Genomic DNA, 21,756 nt, shown 5'->3' on the forward strand with positions numbered 1-21,756 from the left:
CGTCTCCGCGTCAGGCTTCCCCCCATGTTGGATCAGGCGGCCTTCCTCCCGTCCCCGCCCTCCCAGATGCGTTCAAGCAGTTCCGCGCGCGACACCTCCGCCTGCAATGCAGCCGCCAGGCGTAGCACGCGCTTGAGGTATAGATGCGCATCGCACTCCCAGGTGACACCCAGGGCCCCGTGGACCTGGATGGCGTTCTGCGCGGCGCGCCTGCCGGCCTCGACCGCCAGCAGGGGCGCAAACAGGCTGTCGCGGCCCGCCGACGCAGCGCCGGCGTCATGGGCGGCAACCGCCGCTACGCCCGCCAGCCGGGCGTCGTCCAGCGCCATCCAGTCTTCGGCCAGGCGATGCTTGATCGCCTGGTTGGCGCCGATGGCCCGATCGAACTGCCGGCGCTCTCGCGCGTGGACGGCGGCCATGTCCAGCGCGGAGGACGACGCGCCCAGCAACTCCGCCGAGCGCAACAGCCGCAGCCGCGTGCGCAGCCGTTCCCAGGTTCCTGGCGCGACCTCCAGGTCGACGCTATCCAACACCTCCGGCTGGACAACACGCGCTACCGGCATGGTGGGATCCAGCCCCGCCGCGCCCGGCGTGGGCGCATGCAGCTCCAGCCGCACAACGGCGTCGCCCACGCGATGCGCCGCCAGCGCCCGCACGCCTGCGCCCGCGCCTTCAATGAAGGCCGATCCATCAGGACGAATGGCGGCATCGGCAAAATAGTCGTCGCCCGCCATGACGGCGCCGGCCCATTGCGCGGCCTGTCCCGCCGCCCCTGCGGCGCACAAGGTTGGCAACAGCACCATGTTGGCCGCCAGCGGCAGGCTCAGCAGGTGCCGCCCGGCGGCTTCGGCCACGATCCAGGCCTCGCGCATGCCCAGGCCCAGGCCGTCCTGGTCTGGCGGCGCGAGCAAGGCGGGCCAGCCCTGGCCGGCGATTTCCCGCCATTGCGCGAGGCGCGCTTCAAAGGGTTTGCCGGCGGCGGCGCGAGCCACGCCCAGCGGATGGCGATCGGCCAGAAAACGCCGCGCCGCGTCCTCCAGCATGCGCTGGTCTTCGGTCGGATGCAGATCCATGAGGTTCAAGCCTTGGGCAGGCCGAGCATTTGCTCGGCGATGATGTTGCGCTGAATTTCCGACGTGCCGGCCAGGATGGTTTCGGCTCGCGACCACAGATAGGCGTGCGTCAACTCGGCGGTTCGGGCGTCGGGCGCCCCATCCGCCAGGCAGGCGTCCTCGCCCAGCAGTTGCAGCGACAGCTCCAGCAGGCGTTGATGCGCTTCGCTCCAATGGATCTTGGTGGACGAGCCCTCGGGCCCTGGCGGATCGCCGCGCATCGCGCCGGCCAGCGCGCGCTGGGACTTCAGGGCCAGTACGTGGCTATCGGCCGCCAGCCGCGCCCATTGATGGCGTACCGTGGCCGAAGACGCAGGCACGTGGCCGTAGGCGTCGGCGCGCAGCGCCAGCTCGCGCACCTGATTCAGTTCCTGCGCGAACCGAACCAGCCGCGGGATGAAATAGGTGCCGCGCTCGAAGCTGGCCGCGGCCATGGCGATCTTCCATCCCTGGTTCGGCTCGCCCAGCAACCCGTCCTGCGGCACGAAGACGTCCTCGAAAAACACCTCGCAGAATTCGGCCTCTCCCGTGATCTGCCGGATGGGTTCGACCCGCACGCCGGGACTGCGCATGTCGACCAGCAGAAAGCTCAGACCCTTATGTTTGGGCGCCTGCGCATCGGTGCGCGCCAGCACGAAGCACCACTGGGCGCGGTCGGCGAACGAGGTCCAGATCTTGTGGCCGTGCAAGCGATAGCCGCCCGGCGCTGGCTGTGCCCGCGTGCGCACTGACGCCAGGTCGGAGCCCGCGCCCGGCTCCGAATAGCCCTGGCACCATACCTCGCGGTTGGACAGGATGCCCGGCAGGAAGCGGCGCTTCTGCGCCTCGGTGCCGAAATGCAGCAAGGTCGGCGCCAGGATGCCATGGCCGATCAGGTTCACGCCCAGTGGCGCGCCACAGCGCGCGTGCTCTTCGTGAAACACCGCCTGCCGCGACAGAGGCAAAGCGCGGCCACCATGTTCCTTGGGCCAGCCCAGCCCGGACCAGCCATTGGCACACAGGGTGTCTTCCCATGCGCGGCGGAAATCCAGGTTGCGCGGATCGGCCCCGCCCGGCCAGTCCTGCGCGAAACGGGCGTAGGCCGATTCCAGCCAGCCGCGCAGGTCCAGGCGGAATGCCTGGTCTTCCCGCGCGTCGCTTTCCAACTGCGTCATGCTGCTACTCCAGGCGGATGTTCGAATCGCGCGCGACCTTGGCCCAGGTGCTCACGTCCTGGCGGATGAAGGCGGCGAAAGTCTTGGGATCGCTGCCGATGATGTCCAGTCCCAGGCCCGTGAACTGCGCCTTGACGTCGGGCTGCTGCAGGATCTGCGCCAGGTTGCTGTAGATCTTGTCCACCACGGGTTGTGGCGTGCGCGCCGGGGCCACCAGGCCCAGCCAGGGCATGGCCGAATAGCCTGGCAGGCCCGAAGCCGCCACGGTCGGCAGGTCCGGCACCGAAGCCGAGGGCTGGGCGGTGGTCACCGCCAGCACGCGCAGCTTGCCGTCCTTGACGAAGGGACCGGATGACGCCCAGGCGTCGAACATGACCTGCAGGCGGCCCGCTACCAGGTCGTTGAGCGCCGGGGCGCTACCCTTGTAGGGGATGTGCGTCATCTGCACGCCCGCCATGCTGTTAAAGAGTTCTGCCTCCAAGTGGGTCGAGCTGCCCGTGCCAACGGAGCCGTAGCTGACCTTGCCCGGATTGGCCTTCAGGTAGGCGATCAGCTCGCCCACGTTCTTGGCTGGCACCGACGGATGCACCTCCAGCACATGCACTACCGAGGCCACCTGGCTGATGGGAGCAAAGTCCTTGATGGGGTCGTAGTTCACCTTGGCATAGATGCTGGGCGCGATGCCCAGCGACGAGGCCGCCATCAGCAAGGTATAGCCGTCGGGCTCGGCGCGCGACACGTAGTCGGACGCAATCATGGTGCCCCCGCCCGGCTTGTTCTCTACGATCACGGGCTGGCCCAGCTTGCCGCTCAGCTTTTCCGCCAGCAGGCGGCTCATGATGTCGGTCGCGCCGCCTGGCGAGAACGGCACCACGATGCGTATCGGGCGGCTCGGGTAGTTGTCCTGGGCCATGGACGTGCCCGTGACGCCGATGCAAGCCAGCGCAACGCCGGCCAATAGTCTCTTCATCATGCTTGTCTCCTCCTGGGATTGCATTGCGCGCTTTGGCGCTACGGGGTTGCGGGCAGGATCAGCGCGTCCAACACCGCAACGCCCTGTCCTTCCTCTTTGATCAGCAAGGGATTGACTTCGATTTCCGCCACATGCGCGGGCGCGGCGAGCAGCGCATTGCCCACGGCCACGATGCTTCGGCATGCCGCGGCCACGTCGGCCCGCGGTTTTCCGCGGTAGCCGTCCAGCAGCGCGAACGCCTTCAGTTCGCGCAGCATCTGCAGCGCAATGTCCTCGTCCACCGGCAGCAGGCGGTGGCTGGTGTCCTGATACAGCTCGGTCAGCACGCCGCCCAGACCCACGGTCAATACGGGGCCGAAGACCGGATCACGCGTGGCGCCGACAATGATCTCGACCACGCCGCGTTCCATCTTCTGCACCATCACGCCGTCTATGCGCGCCTGCGGCTGCGCCGCGGCGGCAGCCCGAGCCACTTCGCCGCTGGCGCGGCGCACGGCCTCATCATCGGCCAGGTTCAGCGCGACCCCGCCCGCTTCGGTCTTGTGCGCAATGTCCGCGCTCAGGACTTTCAAGGCCACCGGGTACCCGGCCGCCCGCGCCTGCGCCACGGCCTCGTCCGCGCTGGCTGCGGCGCTGACCCGCGCCTGCGGCAAGCCAAAGGCAGCGACATACTCGCGGGCGTCGGCCTCGTTGCATGGCAACGCCGGTACCACGGCCTTGGCCAGTTCAGGCGCCGCTGCAATACGCTTGGCGCCACGCGCCTCGCACCACAAGAGATAAGGCGCCAATGCCGCCACCGCGAGGCCCAGGTCTTCGAACACGGCGACCTCGGCTTCGCGCAGGGCAGCGCGGCTCTGCGCCAGGCCGGTATCGATGGCGATGAATAGCCGCCGGTGTCGGCGCGACACGTCCGTCAGCGCGTCGGCCATGCGGTCCAGCATGTACCCCGGCGCATAGACAACCACTGCGTCGATCGCATCGGTCGTTGCCAGCGCTTCGAGCACTGTGTGCACAAAAGCCGGATCGTTCACCACATTGCCGGTCACGTCCACCGGGTTGCCGACCATGCCGTAGTCGGGGATGCCGCCGCGCAACACCGCCTGCAGATCGGGCGGCAGATCGGGCAGATCCAAGCCCGCGCCGATGAACTTGTCAGCGAGGATCGCGCCCAGCGCGCCAGACATGGTCAGCACGGCGACGCGCTTGCCCGCCGTGCGATGACGCAGCGTCGCCAGGCTGGCCAGGTGCGCCATCTGCGCGAAATCGGTAGCCTCGATCACGTTCAATTGGCGAAAGGCCGCGCCGTATACGCGCCGGTCTCCGGCCAGCGCCGAGGTGTGCGATTGCACCGCCTGCGCCCCCTTGTCGGTGGTACCGGCTTTCAGCGCGATCAGCAGCTTGCCCTGGCGTTCCAGTTCGCGGCAGGCCCGCTTGAAGCGTTCGCCATCGCGCAGCTGCTCGATGTAGCCCAGCACGATTTCGGTCTGTGGATCGGCCGCCAGGTATTCCAGGTACTGGGAGAAGTCCAGGCAGGCTTCGTTGCCCGTATTGATGAAATGCGAGAACGGCAGGTCCAGCCGGCGCGCAATCGCATACACCGCCGCGCAGACATTGCCGCTTTGTGTCAGCAGGCTGACCTTGCCCGGCCCCGTCTGCGCCGGCGCGGTCTTGAAGACCGAGGCAAACGCCGTGTAGGCCTGCGTGTTCAGGTTGGCGAACCCCATGCAGTTGGGGCCGGCCACGGCCATGCCGCTTTCGGCGGCAAATGCCTCCAGCTCTTGCTGCAGGCGAGCGCCCTCGCCTCCCGCTTCGGCAAAACCTGCGGCATAGACGATGGCGGCCCGCACACCGCGCGCATGGCAGCGGCGCAGCATGGGCGTGACGTCCGCGGCAGCGATGGCGAGCACTGCCAGGTCCACCGGCTCGGGCACCGATTCGATGTCAGGCCAGCAACGGCGGCCGAACACTTCCTGGTATTTCGGATTCACCGGATAGATGCCGCCCGGGTAGCCGTAGCGCGTCAGCAAGTCCAGCGGCATGCCGCCGATGCGACCAGCATTGGCGCTGGCGCCGATCATCGCGATGGAACGCGGGTTGAGCAAGGGGTCCAGAAATGCAGTCATGCCGCGTCGCCCCTCTTGCCACCGGCCTGCCCTGGCGCGGACGACGCGCCCTCAGGCAGTTGCTTGTTGCGCTGGATGGCCTGGGCCAGCCCGCGTTCGCGCACCGCCTGGAACTCTTCGCTCAGATGCGACAGCTGGTGCGTATCGAAATGCGCCGACAAGGCGGTGCGGAAACCCTGCGCATCAGCCGTGCGGTTCAACGAGCGCTTGATGAGACGCAGGCCAAAAGGCGGCGCCTGCGCAATGCGTTGCGCCAGCGCCAGGGTGGCGGCGTCCAGCTCGGCTTCGGGCACCACGCGGTTCACCATGCCGATGCGCAGCGCTTCCTGCGCGTCCACCTTTTCACCGGTGTAGAGCATTTCCTTCGCCTTGCGCAGCCCCATGACCCAGGGATGGATCAACACTTCGGTGGCCGCCGCGGCCAGGGTGTGGCCCACCGGATCGGAAAAGTACGCGGTGTCGGAGCACACCACCAGATCGCACATGTTGGCAATCATGAATCCGCCTGCCACGCAGGCGCCCTGCACCTGGGCCACCGTCGGCTTGGAAAAGTCCCAGATGCGCAGGCAGTAGCCGTAATAGCGACGCGACTCGTACTCCCAGCGTTCCTCCACGGTGAAATCGGCGCGCTTGGCCTGCGCTTCCTTCAGATCGTGGCCAGCGGAAAAGTGCGCGCCGCGCCCCGCCAGCACAACGACCCGTACTGAATCATCCTGTTCGGCGCGCGTCAGGGCGTCGTCCAGTTCGTCCAGCATCTGCTGGCTTTGGGCGTTGCGCGCGGATTCACGCGCCAGGCTGATGCGGCATACCGAGTCGTGCCGCTCGACGGCCAGGGTGGCGTATTCCATGGTCTCCTCGTCTTTGTTCTGCCGCGCCGCGAAAAGCGGCACGGTCGACTGGATTGAATTAACGCACCCATAATCCTAAAATACAAAATATTCGACGACTATTTCCCACATTATGAACAACAGCAGTCCTACCGGCGGTACCCAAAGCATGCGGCGCGCACTAGGCCTGTTACGCGTGCTGGCGCAGCACCAGGAAGAAGGGATAGACCTGCAAGGCGTCATGGCCGAAGCCGGGCTGGAACGTTCAACCGCACACCGGCTGCTCAGCTGCCTGCTGGAAGAACAGTTCGCCGAACGCGACGCCAAGACCCGGCGCTACCGCCTCGGCGTGGATTCCATGCAATTGGGATTCGCGGCGCTGCGGCGCACGCCGCTGCTGGATGCGCTGCGCCCGTTCGCGCAGAAGCTTGCGCGCCTGTCGGGCGACACCGTATTCCTCGTGATACGCCAAGGCGACTACGCCTTGTGCCTGCTGCGCGAGGCCGGCTCATTCCCTGTCAAAGTGTTCACCATCGACCAGGGAGAACGCAGGCTCCTGGGCGTGGGCGCGGGCGGATTGGCGCTGATGGCCACCCTGCCGGACGAGGAAATCGCCGCGCTCTATGCGCGGCATTCCGCCAGCTACGCGCAAATCGGCGCGTCCAGCGCCGCGCTGATGAAATCAGTCAGGCAAGCGCGCGCCGCGGGTTATTCGGAAATCGTGGACACCATCACGCCCGGCGTCTCGGGCGTGGGCGCGGCGTTCCGGGTGTCGGAACTGACCTGGGTGGCGTTCAGCTTCGGCGCGATCAGCAGCCGGCTGGACGCGCCCCGGCGAGCGCAGATGGGCGCGCTGTTGCGAGCCGAATGCGAGGCATGGGCGCGGGACTACCTGGGAAAATGATGGGGGCTGCCCCGCCTTGGAGCGGTCCGGCGGTGGGCCGGGCCCCCACGCCGCGCAAGCTGCGCTTGCTTGCTGCCCCCCGAGGGGGCTGCCCCGCCTTGGTGCGGTCCTGCGGCGGGGCGCCCAAGGCTTCAGATGCGCTCGAAGATCGCGGCGATGCCCTGGCCGCCGCCGATGCACATGGTCACCAGCGCATAGCGTCCGCCGACGCGCTGCAGTTCGTGTAGCGCCTTGACCGTGATGATTGCGCCGGTGGCGCCGATGGGGTGGCCCAGGCCGATGCCGCTGCCGTTGGGGTTCACCTTGGCCGGATCCAGCTTCAGTTCACGCGACACCGCGCAAGCCTGCGCCGCGAACGCTTCGTTGGCTTCGATGACGTCCAGCTGGTCGACCGTCAGCCCGGCGCGCTTGAGCGCGGCCTGGGTGGCCGGCACGGGGCCGATACCCATGATCTGCGGATCCACGCCAGCATGGGCATATGCCACCAGCCGCGCCAGCGGCTTGACGCCGCGCTTGGCCGCCACCGAGGCGTTCATCAGCACCACGGCGCCGGCGCCATCGTTCAGGCCCGACGCGTTGCCCGCCGTGACGGTGCCGTTCTCTTTCTGGAACACCGGCTTCAAACCGGCCAGGCTATCGGCGGTGACGTCGCGGCGCACGTGCTCATCGGTGTCGAACACCACTTCACCCTTGCGCGACTTCAGGACCACCGGCACGATCTGATCGCGGAAGTAGCCCGCGTCGATGGCGGCTGCGGCGCGGCGATGCGATTCCGCCGCCACGGCGTCCTGATCCTGGCGGCTGATACCGAACTTGGCCGCCACGTTCTCCGCGGTAACACCCATGTGCATGCGGCCGAACGGATCCGACAAGGCGCCGGTCATCATGTCCAGCATGACGCTGTCGCCCATGCGCGCGCCCCAGCGTTGAGCCGGTGCAATGTACGGCGCGCGGCTCATGCTTTCGGCGCCCGCGCCGACCGCGATTTCAGCATCGCCCAGCATGATGGTCTGCGCGGCCGAAACGATGGCCTGCAGGCCGGAACCGCAAAGACGGTTGACGTTGAAAGCGGGCGTTTCCTTGGCGATGCCGGCATTCATGGCGGCCACGCGCGACAGGTACATGTCGCGGGGTTCGGTATTGATGACGTGGCCCACGGCGACGTGGCCGACCTCATCGCCCTTGACGGCTGCGCGCTCCAGTGCGGCCTTGATGACGGTAGCGCCCAGGTCGCACGGCGGCACGTCTTTCAGCGCGCCCCCGAAATCGCCGATGGCGGTGCGGACGGCAGAAGCGACGATGACTTCATTCATGGTGTTTCCTCCTTGTAATGCTTTCCATCATACCGCCGCCCCATCATCCGGGCTTGCGCGCCGCGCGGCGCGCAACGAAATCCTCCACCGCCCGGGCGTGCGCCGGCGTCTTGTGCGCAAGCGCCTGGTAGGCCGCCGACAGCTCCAGCAGCGAGTCCAGCCGCAGGTGCTGGCTCTCGCGCAAGAGGCGCTTGGTCAGGCGCACCGCGTCGGGCGAGTTCTTCGCCATGCGGGCCGCCAGCGCCTGCGCCGTCGGCAGCAGCTCGGCCGCCGGCACCACCCGCGATACCAGGCCCCATTCCGCCGCCGTGCGGGCGTCGATCGCATCGCCCGTGAAGGACATTTCGGCCGCGCGCGCCATGCCTATCAATCGCGGCAGAAACCAGGCGCCGCCGTCGCCGGGCACGATGCCCAGCTTGACGAAGCTCTCGGCGAAAGTGGCTTCCTCCGCGGCGATGCGCACGTCGCACATGCAGGCCAGGTCGCAGCCCGCGCCAATCGCGGGGCCGTTGACCGCCGCGATGGTCGGGACCTCCAGCGCGTGCAGGGCCAGGGGCAGGCGCTGGATACCGTGGCGGTACTCCTGGCGCAGCGCGGCGCTGCCGACCTCGGGACCGATCTGCCGCTGCATGTCGTTTACGTTGCCGCCCGAGGAAAACACCGGCCCGGCCGCCGTGATCACCAGCACCCGCGCGTCCGGATCGCGCTCGATGCGGGCGAACGCGGACAGCAGCTCGTCGACCATCGTGCTGCCGGTCAGGGCGTTACGGGTTTTCGGGTCATTCAAGGTCAGGATGACCACCCCGTCTGCGTTCTGTTGGTATTGCACCAGATCCGTCATGGATCCCTCTCCTTTTTCTGATGGACGACCGTGCTATTGCTTCGGGATGCCGGCGCGCTGGGCCGCCTCGTCCCACTTGCGGATTTCTTCACGTTGGAAGGCGCCCAGCTCCTTCGGCCCCACCGGGAACACTTCCCAATTGGTACGCGCCAGGAACTCGGCGGCATCCGGCGTGCGATAGATGGACACCAGCGTATCGGACAGCGTATCGATGATGGCCGCAGGCGTGCGCGCGGGGGCAAACGCCGCCGTCCAATTCACCATGTAGTAGCCGGGAAAGCCGGACTCCTGCAGTGTCGGCGTATCGGGCGCGCTCTTCAAGCGCGTATCGCCGGTGACCGCCAGCAGGCGCATGCGGCCGCTTTGCACGAAGGGAATCACGGCCCCGTAGTCCGCGAACACGAAGTCGACCTGTCCTCCGGCCAGATCGGTCAGCGCGGGAGCCGCGCCCCGGTAAGGCACATGGTTGGCCTTGATGCCGCCCATGGACAAGAACAATTCGGTGGCGATCTGGTAGGAAGCGCTGCCGCTGCCGAAGTTCAATTCACCCGGACGCTGGCGCGCCGCGTTCACCAGGTCCGCGACGGTCTTGTATGGGGCGTCGGCCTTCACCGCCAGCGCCATGGCGCCATAGCCCAGGCGCGCCACGGGCGCGAAGTCCTTGACCGGGTCGTAGGGCAGATGCTTGAACATGGCGGCGTTGGTCGCCACCGGTGAATTGCTGGCCAGCAGCAGCGTGTAGCCATCGGGATCCGCAGCGGCCACGGCTTGCGCGGCGATGAAGCTGTTGCCGCCCGGCCGGTTCTCCACGGTCACCGCCACGCCCAGCCGCTCCTCCATTTTTTTGGCTACGTACCGCGCATTGCTGTCGGTGCCGCTACCAGGCGGGAACGATACGATCAGCCGGATAGGCTTGTCGGGGTAGGCTGCCCGGGCGGCGCCCGCGGGTAGCGCCAGCCAGGCGGCGCAGGCCAGTGCCAACATGCGCATCAGCTTGTTCATGTCTGTCTCCTGTTGTTGTCGTCGCCGGTCGGGTCAGGTTCGGCGCTACAGGCAGCGTAGGCATGCGGGCTGGTGGCGTCTAATATTAATTTTTGAGGTTTTGATACCCGGAGGGTATCGACGCGGCCCTGCCATTCGATACAGAAACCGTATCAAAAATCAAAAAAATAATATTGGACGGCTTTCAGGGTGGTCCGGGATAGTGAGCTTCGGCGCCTGCGCATGGCGCCGCATCCGCACCGGAGCGCCTCATGATCGATACGCTGGAACTTACCGCCATCCCGCCAGAAGACGAAGCCTTGCGCGTCGAGGTCCGCAGCTTCCTGGCAGAGACTCTGGACGGTCTGGAACCCGACGAGCGAGCCCGCTCGTGGATGGGCTTTGACGCAGGCTTCAGCCGCCAACTGGCCGAACGCGGCTGGCTGGGGCTGACCCTGCCGCGCGAACATGGCGGCTCGGCGCGCGGCCACTTCGCGCGTTTCGTCTTGTCGGAAGAATTGCTGGGCGCGGGCGCTCCTGTTTCCGCGCACTGGATCGCCGACAGGCAAAGCGCGCCGCTGATCCTGAAGTACGGCACTCCCGCGCAGCAGGCTTGCTACCTGCCGCGCATCTGCCGCGCGCAGGCTTTTTTCTGCATCGGCATGAGCGAACCCGGGTCGGGATCGGACCTGGCCAGCATCCGGACGCGTGCGCAACGCAGCGCCAGCGGCTGGCTCGTGAATGGCAGCAAGATCTGGACAACCAACGCGCATCGCTCGCATTACATGATCGCGCTGGTCCGCACTTCCGGCAGCGCGCAGGACCGGCACCAAGGGCTCTCGCAGCTCATCATCGACCTGTCGCTGCCCGGCGTCACGGTGCGCCCCATCGAAGACCTGGCGGGCGACGCGCATTTCTCCGAGGTGTTCTTCGACAACGTGGAGCTGGCCGAGGATGCGCTGATCGGCGAGGAAGGCGCCGGCTGGGCACAGGTCAATGCCGAACTGGCGTTCGAGCGCAGCGGGCCGGAACGCCTGTACTCCAGCATGGCTCTCCTGGAATGCTGGCTGGCACATTGCCGAGGGCTGGACGACAACGCCAGCAACCGCGAAACGCTGGGGAGCCTGCTTACACAGATGGCGGTATTACGCGCCATGTCCCTGTCGGTCGCGGGCAAGCTGGCCGCCGGCCGCAGCCCCGCGACCGAGGCCGCCCTCGTGAAGGACCTGGGCACCGAACTCGAGCAGGCCATACCGCGCTTGATCGGCGACGCGCTGGGGCGCAGGCCGGACCAGCCGGCCCCGCTGCCCCTGTTGCGCACGTTGGCATACCTGGAACAGGTCGCACCCACATTTTCCCTGCGCGGAGGCACCCGCGAGATCCTGCGCGGGATCATCGCCCGCGGCCTTGGCTTGCGATAAGGACGACAGACATGGACAACCTGCTTGGCGACGCCGCCGAACGCCTCTACGCGCAGACCTGCACCCCCGACCTGATCCGCCTCGCGGAACAAGGGCACGCGCCCGTCGAAGCCTGGCAAGCCTGCGAAGAGGCTGGCTTTGGCGATGCGCTGGTGCCGGCCGAGCACGGCGGGGCCGGCCTGAGCCTGCCCGAAGCGCTACCCGTCGTACTGGCGGCTGGCCGCCACGCCTGCCCCTACCCCATCGCCGACACCATGCTGGCGCGCGCCTGGCTTTGCCTCGCGCGACGGCCGCAGACGGCGGGATCCATCGCCATCGCCGCCCATGGCCTGGCCATCCAGGGCGCGCGCATCGGCGGCCTGAACCTGCCTTGGATCCGTACCGCGGATCACGTGCTGGCCGAGGCCGGCGGCCAGGCATGGCTGCTGCCCACGCGAGCCGCGTGCATCCGGCCCAGCGGCGTGCACGGCAGCCTCGCGGCCGAAGCATCCTGGGCATTGTCCGACGCTGAACGCATCGAGCACGGCCCGTCGTTGGCCCCGCTGGCGGCCGCCGCCTACGCGGGCCTCATTGCCGGCGCCATGGAACGCGTGCTTGCCATGACGCTGGACTACGCCAATCAGCGTTCGCAGTTCGGCAAGCCCATCGGCCGATTCCAGGCGGTGCAGCAGCAGATCAGCGTGATGGCCGAACAGGCCTGCGCCGCGCGCATGGCGGCGCAGCTGGCGTTCCAGGGTAGCGACGCGCTGCCCGGCCCTTTGCTGGCGGCGCTAGGCAAGGCCCGCGCCAGCCAGGCAGTGCCGCAAGTTGCCGACATCGCGCACGCCGTGCATGGCGCCATCGGCGTCACGGAGGAATGCGATTTGCAGCTCTACACACGCCGGTTGCGGGAATGGCGGCTGGCCGGCGGCTCGGAATCGTATTGGCACGAGCGCATAGGCGCCGCTGCCCTCGCCCACGGCAGCGACGCGTTGACGTACCTGCGCGTGGCCCTTTGCGACAAGGAATCCGCATGAACGCGAACCCGCGCGACGATCTCCCGCTGGCCGGCATCCGCGTGCTCGATCTCAGCCGCGTGCTGGCCGGCCCCTGGTGCACGCAGACGCTGGCCGACCTGGGCGCCGAGGTCTGGAAGATCGAAGCCCCAGGCCAAGGCGATGACACCCGCAGCTGGTCTCCACCCGATATCGACGGCGAATCCACCTATTTCCTTTGCGCCAACCGCAGCAAGGAGTCGGTCGCCATCAACCTCAAGCATCCCGAGGGTCAACGCATCGTGCGCGACCTGGCGCGGCAGGCCGATGTGCTGGTCGAAAATTACCGGTTGGGCGCCCTGGAAGCCTTTGGCCTGGGCTACGAGGATCTCGCGGCGATCAATCCCGGCCTGATCTATTGCTCCATCACGGGTTATGGACGCAGCGGCCCACGCGCAGCCGAACCGGGCTACGACTTCGTGATCCAGGCGGAAAGCGGCTTGATGTCCATTACCGGCGAGTCCGACGGCGCGCCGATGAAACTGGGCGTGGCCATTACGGACCTGATCACCGGCATGAATGGCGTGCAGGCGATTCTTGCCGCGTTGCTGGCCCGCGCGCGCAGCGGCCGCGGGCAACATATCGACCTGGCGCTGCTGGACGGCGCAATCAGCGTGCTGGCCAACGTGGGCGCGGGCTACCTGGCCGCCGGGCACAAGCCCCAACGCCTGGGCAACGCTCATCCCACGGTAGTTCCCTACCAGATCTTCGCAACGCGCGACGGCTCCTTCGCGTTGGCGGTGGGCAACGATGCGCAGTTCTCCCGGCTGTGCGCCTTGCTGAACCGCCCGGAATGGAGCACGCATCCCGATTACGCCACCAGCCGGGCGCGCGTGCTGAACCGCGCTACCCTCATCCCGCAGCTCGAATCCCTTTTTGCCGCCGAAGACACGGCGCACTGGCTTGCGCGCGTGCGCGCCGCCGGCATCCCGGCCGGCGCGGTGCGCAGCGTGGACCAGGCACTGGACGCGCCGGAGCTCGCGGCGCGCGGGATGATCGCCGACACGCCCGACGCAAAACACGGCACGGTGCGCCTGCTGCGCTCGCCCCTGCACCTGCGCGGCACGCCGCCACGCGAACCCGCTGCCCCCCCGCGCTTGGGAGAACACACGGATGCCGTGCTGGCCCGCGCCCTCGCGCTGGACGAAGAAGCGCGCGCGGCATTGCGCAGCCAGGGCGCCATTGCCTGATAGCGAAGGGATAGCACCAATGCCGAAATCGATACGGAAGCCATATCATCCATGCCAACCGCCATCCGGAGCGCACTCATGGATTTCCGTCATCTTCAGCAGTTCCTGGTCCTGGCCGAGACGCTGAATTTCCATCGCGCGGCAGAGAAGCTGCATATGTCGCAGCCGCCCCTGTCGGTCTCGATACGCAAGCTCGAAGAGATGGTGGGCGTGCCGCTCTTCCAGCGCGGCCGCCAGGGCGTCAAGCTCACGGAGGCGGGCCTGGCGGCGCTGGACGAAGCGCGCCGCGCCCTGTTCCACGCCGAGCAGTTCCGGCAGGCGGCGCGGGCGGGCGCTGCGGGCGAAGGCGGCACCGTGCGCATCGGCTTCGTGGGCTCCGCCACGCACGGCGTGCTGCCGCGCATCCTGCCGGCATTCCGGCAACGCTATCCCGGCGTCACCGTGGTGCTGCGCGAAGCCACGTCCATACGCATCATGCAGGAGCTCGAAGAAGACACGCTGGAAGTCGGGATCGTCCGCGTGCCGGTGGCGATGGGATCGAACGTGCGCCTGGCGCCCTTGACGACCGAGAACTTCGCGCTGGCGGTGCCCAAGTCGCATCCGCTGGCGCGACGCGGCCGCATCCGCCTGGCGGACCTGGCGGATGAAGCCTTCATCATGTATACCGCCACCGAGGCCGCCGGCTTGCGCATGGCCGCCATCAATGCCTGCCAGCTTCGCGGCTTCACGCCGCGCATCACGCAGGAAGCAGTGCAGGTGCAGACGCTCCTCAGCCTGGTCGAAAGCGGCTTGGGCGTGGCCCTGGTGCCGGCTGGCGGCCGGCGCCATCCCGGCACCAGCGTCGTCTACAAGACATTGACCGATTTTCCCGCCGATGCATCGATCGGCATTTCGCTGGCCTGGAATCCCGCGACTGAGCGCAGCGCCACGCGCAACCTGCGCGAAATGGCCAGCCAGGCCTTCCGGGACAAGGGCGCGAAATAAGCGCGGCGCTTGCGGCAACACGGCCGCCAGGCTTAGGATGGTGCATGGGTTTTATCCTCACCAGCGATACGGGAGCGCATCGTGAAGACAGTTGCTGAGATTCTCAGGGAAAAAGCCAATCAATCCGTCGTGACGGTTTCACCTGACGCGTCGGTATTCGAAGCCGTCAGGATCATGGCGGAACGCAGCATAGGCGCCGTGGTGGTGGTGCAAGGCGACGAAGTGCTGGGCATGCTGACCGAGCGCGACTACGCCCGTAAGATCGTCCTGCAGGACCGCTCTTCGCGCACGACGAAGGTCCGCGACATCATGACCGACTCCGTCTATTACGTCGGCCGCTCGGACACCCGCGAACACTGTATGGCAATGATGACGGAACGCCACTTCCGTCATCTGCCTGTCATCGAGGACGGCAAGCTGATCGGCCTGCTTTCCATCGGCGACCTGGTCAAGGACGTCATGAGCGAACAGAAGTTCATCATCCACGAACTCGAGCGCTACATCACCGGCGAACGCGGCTGACGCCGCATCCTCTGCACGGAAGGCTCGCGGCTAGGAGCCCGCGAGCACCTTGAATGCCGGCACGATCAAACCGAGGCCGGCGGCCAGCAGCAGCACGAACACCATGCGCTTGACCGTCTTCATTGAGCCGGCAGTGCTGTAGCGGCGCGCCACCCAGGTGACGCCGATCACGACCGGCAGCGCCAGCAGGCTCAACCAGAACGACGAGGCCATGAAGGCCCCCTGCCCCGTCACCAGCGCCAGGCGCACGACCGCATTGAGCGAGAACAGGATCAACAGGCTGTTGCGAATGGCGGCCAGCGGCAGGGGCTGGCGGTACAGGTGATAGACCATGGGCGGCCCGGCGCTGGAGAACAGTCCGCCCAACACGCCCGACACCGCTCCGAAAAACACGAAGGAACCGCGCGAAGACACGCGCGCCAACGGTTGCGCGCGCGCCACCAGCAGGACTGCGCAGCCCAGGATGGTGCAACCGAGCAGCAGCTGCAACAGCACACTCATGGATCCGCTGATCCAGGCCAGTGCAGCAACGCCCGCGCCGACCCCGACCAGGCTGCTGGCCATGGCGGGCCGCATCAGGGACCAGTTCACCTGCGGCTTGGCCCGGGCCAATGTCACGGCCGCGTTCACCAGCGACAGCACGCTGACCACATTGGCAACCTCGGAAACCGACGCCAGCTGGAACACGCCCGACAAGCCCAGCAGCACCAGCCCGAAGGCGAAGCCCGTCATGGTCTGCGCATAGGTAGCCAGCGCCACGCAAGCGAGAAACAGCAAATATTGGGAAATGCTCATGCTAAAGGGAAAGAGCCTGACCTGCCTCGGCTCTGCCCTGGGCGCCGCGTTGCGCGGCGCGGGAGCGGATCGACGGGAACAGCGTACGGGATCTGCTTATGGATCGGTTTTTTCGCCGGCGATCATAGCATCGCGACGCCCCGTCACACATTTCGTCACAAATAGATGCGCTCATGCACCATGCCGGCGCCCGCGCCCCGCTATCCTTGCCGCCCTGTAAATCCCTTGCGCCTTGCTCCCGCCGCGGCCTTCCGCGCGCCGCCAGGATCCGGCGCGCAGCCGCGAGAATGACGCCCAAACAGACCACGATCAACACGGTGACGCTGACCTGCTCCACCTGCGGCAGCGCTCAATTCACCAAACTGGACACCAACGAATACCGCTGCAGTCATTGCCACGCAGTCACGCTGGTCGAAGACAACGTCGCCCAGCGGCTGGAGAAGATCCTTCGGGGAATGCAGCAGCCGGCGCCCGCCCCGCAGCTCGGACCGCGCGCCATCGCGGCGGTCGCACTGGCCGTGGCAGCCGTGATAGCAATCCCGCTGGTCGCCTCCCTGCTGGGATCCAAACCCGCCGCCACCCGGCTACCGCCGGCTCCCCCTCCCATCGATGCCTCGCTGGTGAAGCTGACGGACATCCAGGAGATCCGCGTGCGCGACCGCACGCAGCTGGTCATGATCATGCGCAACGAGACCGGCAAGAAAATCGACGTGCCGCGCGTGACGGCTTCGTTCTTCCAGGGCGAACTCTCCTTGCCGTCCAATTCCGGATCGGCGCCGGCTCGCTCGCTCCAGCCGGGCGAATACACCCCCATTACGATCTCCACGCCGAGCCAGGCCTACAGCCGCTATACGCTGCAGGTCTCCCAACCGACGCTGGCGCGGGGCAAGAACAACGACGTGGCGGCCAGCAAGGTGCAATTGGTGCGCAACGACGGCGCCTACCGGCTGGTCGGCCTCTTGAAGAACAACGGCGCCAACGCGGCCAACAGCAGCCAGGTCACGGTGATGTTGTACGGCGAGGACGGCAAGCTGATCGGCATCGGCAACGGCTATGGCGCCGCCAGCCCGCTGGCGCCGAACGCGCTGACCTCCTTCGACGTGCGCTGCGAAATGCTGGCCGAAGGCCGAGTCGCGTCCTACGATTACATGGTGCAAAGTGAAAACTAGCCGCTCCGATTCCAAGCCCTTGTCCCGCCCGGCTGCGGCCGGACTGGCGCTGCTCATTCTCGCTGCTGGCGGCTTGGCCCTATGGAAGTACACCAACGTCCTGCCGTGGAGCGCGCGTTCGGCGGCCCCCGCGCCTCAGGCGCCGGCGCAGGCCGCCCCCAAGGAAGAGCTGCCTCCCAGCCGCATCGTGCGGGTCGACCCGGCCGAACTGCGGGTCATCGACCACGTGCGCCTGACCACCGAGGAACTGCTGGATCCCGCCTTCGCCCTGTTCGACCCCGGCAAGCTCGCGCTGTCCGCCCCGCGCCGGCTGCTCGACGAAATCGAACGTCCGGTCATGTACGCGGAACTGGTCAATACCAGCGACCAGTACATCGCCTTGTCGCCAAAGGCGGATATTTCCGTCTTCGACGGATCCCGCCGGCTGGATCTGCGCCAGACCTGGAGCCTGCCCGCGCGCCTGTACCCCGGCGAACGGGTGCCGGTGGAGCTGACCGGCCGGGTGGACCGTTACACCGAGGTCAAGACCGACTGGCTGCCGGCCAAGCGCTCCGCCCTGCCCGGCCCGCGCCCCAAGCTGGCGGTCACGGTCGAGAACACGGAAGCCCAGGTCGGCACCGGCACCCTGAACTTCACCTACCGCTACCGCTACAAGTATGTGACCGTGCATGGGCGCGTACGCAACGACAGCCAGTCCGAGGTCGAAAACGTCAAGGTGTGGATCAGCCTGTATGACGCCCAGGACAAGCTCACCGGCGCGACCTTCCAGGAGCTGCGGCTGCCCAAGCTCAAGCCGGAGGAAAGCGCGCCGTTCCAGGTGAACGTCAAGCAACATGGCGGCAATTTCGCCCGGGTGGGCGTGGTATACGACGCGGGACCACGCTAGGCGGTCCCGCCGTCGCCCTTAAGCAACAGCTATGGCATCAAGTCTTATATAAGATATAAGACATTTGCTTGCGTCCCCCTGTTCCCTCTACAATTCGGCCAACAACCCTTCTTCCAACCCGACTTTGAGCAGGCCTCACATGCTGGATAATTACCGCCAACACGTTGCCGAACGCGCGGCTCTGGGGATCCCCCCGCTGCCCCTTACGGCCAAACAAACCGCTGAACTGATTGAACTGCTCAAGAACCCGCCCGCAGGCGAAGAGCAGAACCTGGTCGAGCTGCTGACCCACCGCGTGCCGGCTGGCGTGGACGACGCCGCCAAAGTCAAGGCGTCCTACCTGGCCGCCGTGGCGCTGGACAAGGAAGCTTGTGCGCTGATCAGCCGCGCCAAGGCGACTGAACTGCTCGGCACGATGCTGGGCGGCTACAACATTGGCCCGCTGGTCGACCTGCTGGACGACGCTGAAATCGGCACCATCGCCGCCGATGCGCTGAAGAAAACCCTGTTGATGTTCGACGCCTTCCATGACGTGAAGGAAAAGGCCGACCGCGGCAACGCCAACGCCAAGTCCGTGATGCAGAGCTGGGCCGACGCCGAATGGTTCACCAGCCGTCCGGAACTGCCGCAAAGCCTGACCATCACGGTCTTCAAGGTCCCCGGCGAAACCAACACCGACGACCTGTCGCCGGCTCCCGACGCCACCACCCGTCCCGACATCCCGATGCACGCCCTGGCGATGCTGAAGAACAAGCGCGACGGCGCCGCGTTCCAACCGGAAGAAGACGGCAAGCGCGGTCCGGTCAAGTTCATCGAATCCCTGAAGGAAAAAGGCCACCTGGTCGCCTACGTGGGTGACGTGGTCGGCACGGGTTCGTCGCGCAAGTCCGCCACCAACTCGGTGCTGTGGTTCACCGGCGAAGACATCCCGTTCGTGCCGAACAAGCGATTCGGCGGCGTGTGCCTGGGCAACAAGATTGCCCCGATCTTCTACAACACCATGGAAGACGCCGGCGCCCTGCCGATCGAACTCGACGTTTCCAAGATGGAAATGGGCGACGTGGTCGAATTGCGTCCGTACGAAGGCAAGGCGATCAAGAACGGCGAAGTCATCGCTGAATTCGAAGTCAAGTCCGACGTCCTGTTCGACGAAGTGCGCGCCGGCGGCCGCATTCCGCTGATCATCGGCCGCGGCCTGACCGCCAAGGCACGCGAAGCCCTGGGCCTGGCGCCTTCGACGCTGTTCCGCCTGCCCAAGGATCCGGCCGATACCGGCAAGGGTTACACGCTGGCCCAGAAGATGGTCGGCCGCGCCTGCGGCCTGCCCGAAGGCAAGGGCATCCGTCCGGGCACCTACTGCGAACCGAAGATGACCTCGGTCGGCAGCCAGGACACCACTGGCCCCATGACCCGCGACGAGCTGAAGGACCTGGCCTGCCTGGGCTTCTCGGCTGACCTGGTGATGCAGTCGTTCTGCCACACCGCCGCCTACCCCAAGCCCGTGGACGTCAAGACGCACCACACCCTGCCGGAATTCATCAGCACCCGCGGCGGCGTTTCGCTGCGCCCGGGCGACGGCGTGATCCACTCGTGGCTGAACCGCATGCTGCTGCCCGACACCGTCGGCACCGGCGGCGACTCGCACACCCGCTTCCCCATCGGCATCTCGTTCCCGGCCGGCTCCGGCCTGGTCGCCTTTGCCGCCGCCACCGGCGTGATGCCGCTGGATATGCCGGAATCGGTGTTGGTCCGCTTCAAGGGCAAGCTGCAACCCGGCGTGACCCTGCGCGATCTGGTCAACGCGATCCCGCTGTACGCCATCAAGCAAGGCCTGCTGACGGTTGCCAAGCAAGGCAAGAAGAACATCTTCTCCGGCCGCATCCTGGAAATCGAAGGCCTGCCGGACCTGAAGGTCGAACAAGCCTTTGAACTGTCGGACGCTTCCGCCGAACGTTCGGCCGCCGGCTGCTCGGTGCGCCTGAACAAGGAACCGATCATCGAATACATCAACAGCAACATCGTGATGCTGAAGTGGATGATCGCCAACGGCTACGAAGACGAGCGCACGCTGGGCCGCCGCATCAAGGCCATGGAAGCCTGGCTGGCCGATCCCAAGCTGCTGGAGCCGGATGCCGACGCCGAGTACGCCGCCGTGATCGAGATCGATCTGGCCGACGTGCACGAGCCCATCGTCGCCTGCCCGAACGACCCGGACGACGTGAAGACGCTCTCCGAAGTCGCTGGCGCCAAGATCGATGAAGTGTTCATCGGCAGCTGCATGACCAACATCGGCCACTTCCGCGCGGCTTCCAAGCTGCTGGAAGGCAAGCGCGACATCCCGGTCAAGCTGTGGGTCGCTCCGCCGACCAAGATGGACGCCACGCAATTGACCGAGGAAGGCCACTACGGCGTGTTCGGCACCGCCGGCGCCCGCACGGAAATGCCGGGCTGCTCGCTGTGCATGGGCAACCAGGCACAAGTGCGCGAAGGCGCGACCGTCATGTCGACCAGCACCCGCAACTTCCCGAACCGCCTGGGCAAGAACACCAACGTTTACCTGGGTTCGGCCGAACTGGCCGCCATCTGCTCGAAGCTGGGTCGCATCCCGACCAAGGACGAGTACATGGCCGACATGGGCGTCATCAACAAGAGCGGCGACCAGATCTACCAGTACCTGAACTTCGACAAGATCGCGGACTACAAGGACGTGGCCGACGTCATCGAAGTCTAAGCATCAGGCAACGCAGCTACGCTGCATAGCCCGCGAGACGGCCCCGGAGCGATCCGGGGCCGTTTTTCTTTCATGCCGTAAAAATTTCAGGGACGGAACTTTTTGCGCGATACGTTTTCATACAATCGCGCTACCTTGTGACATCTGCCCTCACCGCTCGCCCGATCTCCGGAGGAAGACCGCCAATGACCCGGCTTTTGCTGCCGCCGCTGCTATTGCTGGCGCTCGCCGGCTGCGCCACCGCGCCGCCATCGAACCCCGAGAACATCTGCGCCATCTTTCGCGAAAAGCCCGACTGGCACGATGCCGCTCTGAAGGTGCAGAAAAAATGGGGCGCGCCGGTTCCGGTGCCGATGGCCATGATGTACCAGGAGTCCTCTTTCAAACAGGACGCGGTGCCCCCTAGATACTACTTCCTGGGCTTCATCCCCTGGGGCCGCGTCAGCTCCGCCTATGGCTACGCCCAGGCCAAGGATGAAACCTGGGACGACTACAAAAAGGACGCGGGCGGCTGGGGCTCCAGCCGCGACGACTTCGCCGACGCGCTGGATTTCATGGGCTGGTACATGAACAAGACCCAGCGCATCAACGGCGTGTCCAAGTCCGATGCCTACGGGCAGTACCTGAACTACCACGAAGGCTGGACCGGCTACCGCAACCGCAGCTACGACCGCAAGGCCTGGCTCAAGACTGTGTCTCAGAAGGTGCAGGCACGGGCCCAGAAGTTCGCCTCGCAGTACAAGAGCTGCGAGAGCGACCTTACGCGCGGCGGCTGGTTCTGGTGAGCGCCGCCTGA

Annotated in this window: 19 protein-coding genes; 10 read left to right on the plus strand and 9 right to left on the minus strand. The window is 66.6% G+C overall.

Annotated features, from left to right (window positions below; all coding sequences use genetic code 11):
* Nucleotides 1-32: 32 nt before the first annotated feature.
* The 5 genes from CEY08_RS15830 to CEY08_RS15850 are packed head-to-tail and all read right to left on the minus strand — an operon-like array spanning nt 33 to nt 6,210.
* Nucleotides 33-1,073, minus strand: coding sequence for an acyl-CoA dehydrogenase family protein (locus tag CEY08_RS15830; RefSeq protein ID WP_076814612.1), 1,041 nt, complete (start codon nt 1,071-1,073; stop codon nt 33-35).
* A gap of 5 nt (nt 1,074-1,078) precedes the next feature.
* On the minus strand, nt 1,079-2,266 hold the full coding sequence (locus tag CEY08_RS15835; RefSeq protein ID WP_076814614.1) for an acyl-CoA dehydrogenase family protein: 1,188 nt from the start codon (nt 2,264-2,266) through the stop codon (nt 1,079-1,081).
* Between the two features lie 4 nt (nt 2,267-2,270).
* On the minus strand, nt 2,271-3,239 hold the full coding sequence (locus CEY08_RS15840; protein WP_042794383.1) for a Bug family tripartite tricarboxylate transporter substrate binding protein: 969 nt from the start codon (nt 3,237-3,239) through the stop codon (nt 2,271-2,273).
* Nucleotides 3,240-3,277: 38 nt separating this feature from the next.
* A complete protein-coding gene (locus tag CEY08_RS15845; protein WP_063641184.1) occupies nt 3,278-5,362 on the minus strand; it encodes an acetate--CoA ligase family protein in 2,085 nt (694 codons plus the stop codon).
* Nucleotides 5,359-6,210, minus strand: a complete 852-nt coding sequence (locus CEY08_RS15850) for an enoyl-CoA hydratase (RefSeq protein ID WP_232033823.1) — start codon at nt 6,208-6,210, stop codon at nt 5,359-5,361. The genes CEY08_RS15845 and CEY08_RS15850 overlap by 4 nt, the downstream gene beginning before the upstream one ends.
* A 112-nt stretch (nt 6,211-6,322) precedes the next feature.
* Here CEY08_RS15850 and CEY08_RS15855 point away from each other — a divergent pair, with 112 nt between their 5' ends.
* Nucleotides 6,323-7,093, plus strand: coding sequence for an IclR family transcriptional regulator (locus CEY08_RS15855; protein WP_063959755.1), 771 nt, complete (start codon nt 6,323-6,325; stop codon nt 7,091-7,093).
* A gap of 131 nt (nt 7,094-7,224) precedes the next feature.
* On the opposite strand, the gene bktB is transcribed toward CEY08_RS15855, so the two are convergent.
* Genes bktB through CEY08_RS15870 form a run of 3 tightly spaced genes read right to left on the minus strand, consistent with a single transcriptional unit; the run spans nt 7,225 to nt 10,249 of the window.
* Nucleotides 7,225-8,406 carry a beta-ketothiolase BktB gene (gene bktB, locus CEY08_RS15860; RefSeq protein ID WP_042794385.1) on the minus strand — a complete coding sequence of 394 codons (1,182 nt, stop codon included), beginning with the start codon at nt 8,404-8,406 and terminating at the stop codon, nt 7,225-7,227.
* A 43-nt stretch (nt 8,407-8,449) separates the two neighbouring features.
* Nucleotides 8,450-9,247, minus strand: coding sequence for a crotonase/enoyl-CoA hydratase family protein (locus CEY08_RS15865; protein WP_076814616.1), 798 nt, complete (start codon nt 9,245-9,247; stop codon nt 8,450-8,452).
* Nucleotides 9,248-9,280: 33 nt separating this feature from the next.
* Entirely contained in the window at nt 9,281-10,249 is a 969-nt protein-coding gene (locus CEY08_RS15870; RefSeq protein ID WP_088607726.1) for a Bug family tripartite tricarboxylate transporter substrate binding protein, read from the minus strand.
* A 251-nt stretch (nt 10,250-10,500) separates the two neighbouring features.
* On the opposite strand from CEY08_RS15870, the gene CEY08_RS15875 reads away from it, so the two are divergent.
* The 5 genes from CEY08_RS15875 to CEY08_RS15895 all read left to right on the plus strand — a co-directional run bounded on the left by CEY08_RS15875 (nt 10,501) and on the right by CEY08_RS15895 (nt 15,379).
* The gene (locus CEY08_RS15875) at nt 10,501-11,649 is read left to right on the plus strand and encodes an acyl-CoA dehydrogenase family protein (protein WP_076814617.1); all 1,149 of its coding nucleotides are present in this window, start codon (nt 10,501-10,503) and stop codon (nt 11,647-11,649) included.
* An 11-nt stretch (nt 11,650-11,660) separates the two neighbouring features.
* A complete protein-coding gene (locus tag CEY08_RS15880) occupies nt 11,661-12,665 on the plus strand; it encodes an acyl-CoA dehydrogenase family protein (protein ID WP_063959758.1) in 1,005 nt (334 codons plus the stop codon).
* Nucleotides 12,662-13,873 (plus strand): CaiB/BaiF CoA transferase family protein, encoded by a 1,212-nt coding sequence (locus tag CEY08_RS15885; RefSeq protein ID WP_088607727.1) that lies wholly within the window; start codon nt 12,662-12,664, stop codon nt 13,871-13,873. The genes CEY08_RS15880 and CEY08_RS15885 overlap by 4 nt, the downstream gene beginning before the upstream one ends.
* Before the next feature lie 78 nt (nt 13,874-13,951).
* Nucleotides 13,952-14,857, plus strand: a complete 906-nt coding sequence (locus CEY08_RS15890; RefSeq protein WP_042794387.1) for a LysR family transcriptional regulator — start codon at nt 13,952-13,954, stop codon at nt 14,855-14,857.
* A gap of 81 nt (nt 14,858-14,938) precedes the next feature.
* A complete protein-coding gene (locus CEY08_RS15895; protein WP_076814619.1) occupies nt 14,939-15,379 on the plus strand; it encodes a CBS domain-containing protein in 441 nt (146 codons plus the stop codon).
* A gap of 30 nt (nt 15,380-15,409) precedes the next feature.
* On the opposite strand, the gene CEY08_RS15900 is transcribed toward CEY08_RS15895, so the two are convergent.
* Nucleotides 15,410-16,174, minus strand: a complete 765-nt coding sequence (locus CEY08_RS15900; RefSeq protein WP_063641177.1) for a TSUP family transporter — start codon at nt 16,172-16,174, stop codon at nt 15,410-15,412.
* A 287-nt stretch (nt 16,175-16,461) separates the two neighbouring features.
* On the opposite strand from CEY08_RS15900, the gene CEY08_RS15905 reads away from it, so the two are divergent.
* The 4 genes from CEY08_RS15905 to CEY08_RS15920 all read left to right on the plus strand — a co-directional run bounded on the left by CEY08_RS15905 (nt 16,462) and on the right by CEY08_RS15920 (nt 21,745).
* Nucleotides 16,462-17,343, plus strand: a complete 882-nt coding sequence (locus CEY08_RS15905; RefSeq protein WP_063959760.1) for an FxLYD domain-containing protein — start codon at nt 16,462-16,464, stop codon at nt 17,341-17,343.
* Nucleotides 17,333-18,229, plus strand: coding sequence for an FxLYD domain-containing protein (locus CEY08_RS15910; RefSeq protein ID WP_076814621.1), 897 nt, complete (start codon nt 17,333-17,335; stop codon nt 18,227-18,229). Before CEY08_RS15905 ends, CEY08_RS15910 begins: the two co-directional genes overlap by 11 nt.
* A 139-nt stretch (nt 18,230-18,368) precedes the next feature.
* Complete coding sequence (gene acnB, locus CEY08_RS15915) at nt 18,369-20,960, plus strand: bifunctional aconitate hydratase 2/2-methylisocitrate dehydratase (protein WP_076814624.1); 2,592 nt, start codon at nt 18,369-18,371, stop codon at nt 20,958-20,960.
* 185 nt (nt 20,961-21,145) lie between these two features.
* Complete coding sequence (locus CEY08_RS15920; protein ID WP_042794392.1) at nt 21,146-21,745, plus strand: transglycosylase SLT domain-containing protein; 600 nt, start codon at nt 21,146-21,148, stop codon at nt 21,743-21,745.
* The last annotated feature ends 11 nt before the right edge of the window (nt 21,746-21,756 follow it).

This window comes from Achromobacter insolitus, from assembly GCF_002209555.1.
GTDB classification, from domain to species: domain Bacteria; phylum Pseudomonadota; class Gammaproteobacteria; order Burkholderiales; family Burkholderiaceae_B; genus Achromobacter; species Achromobacter insolitus.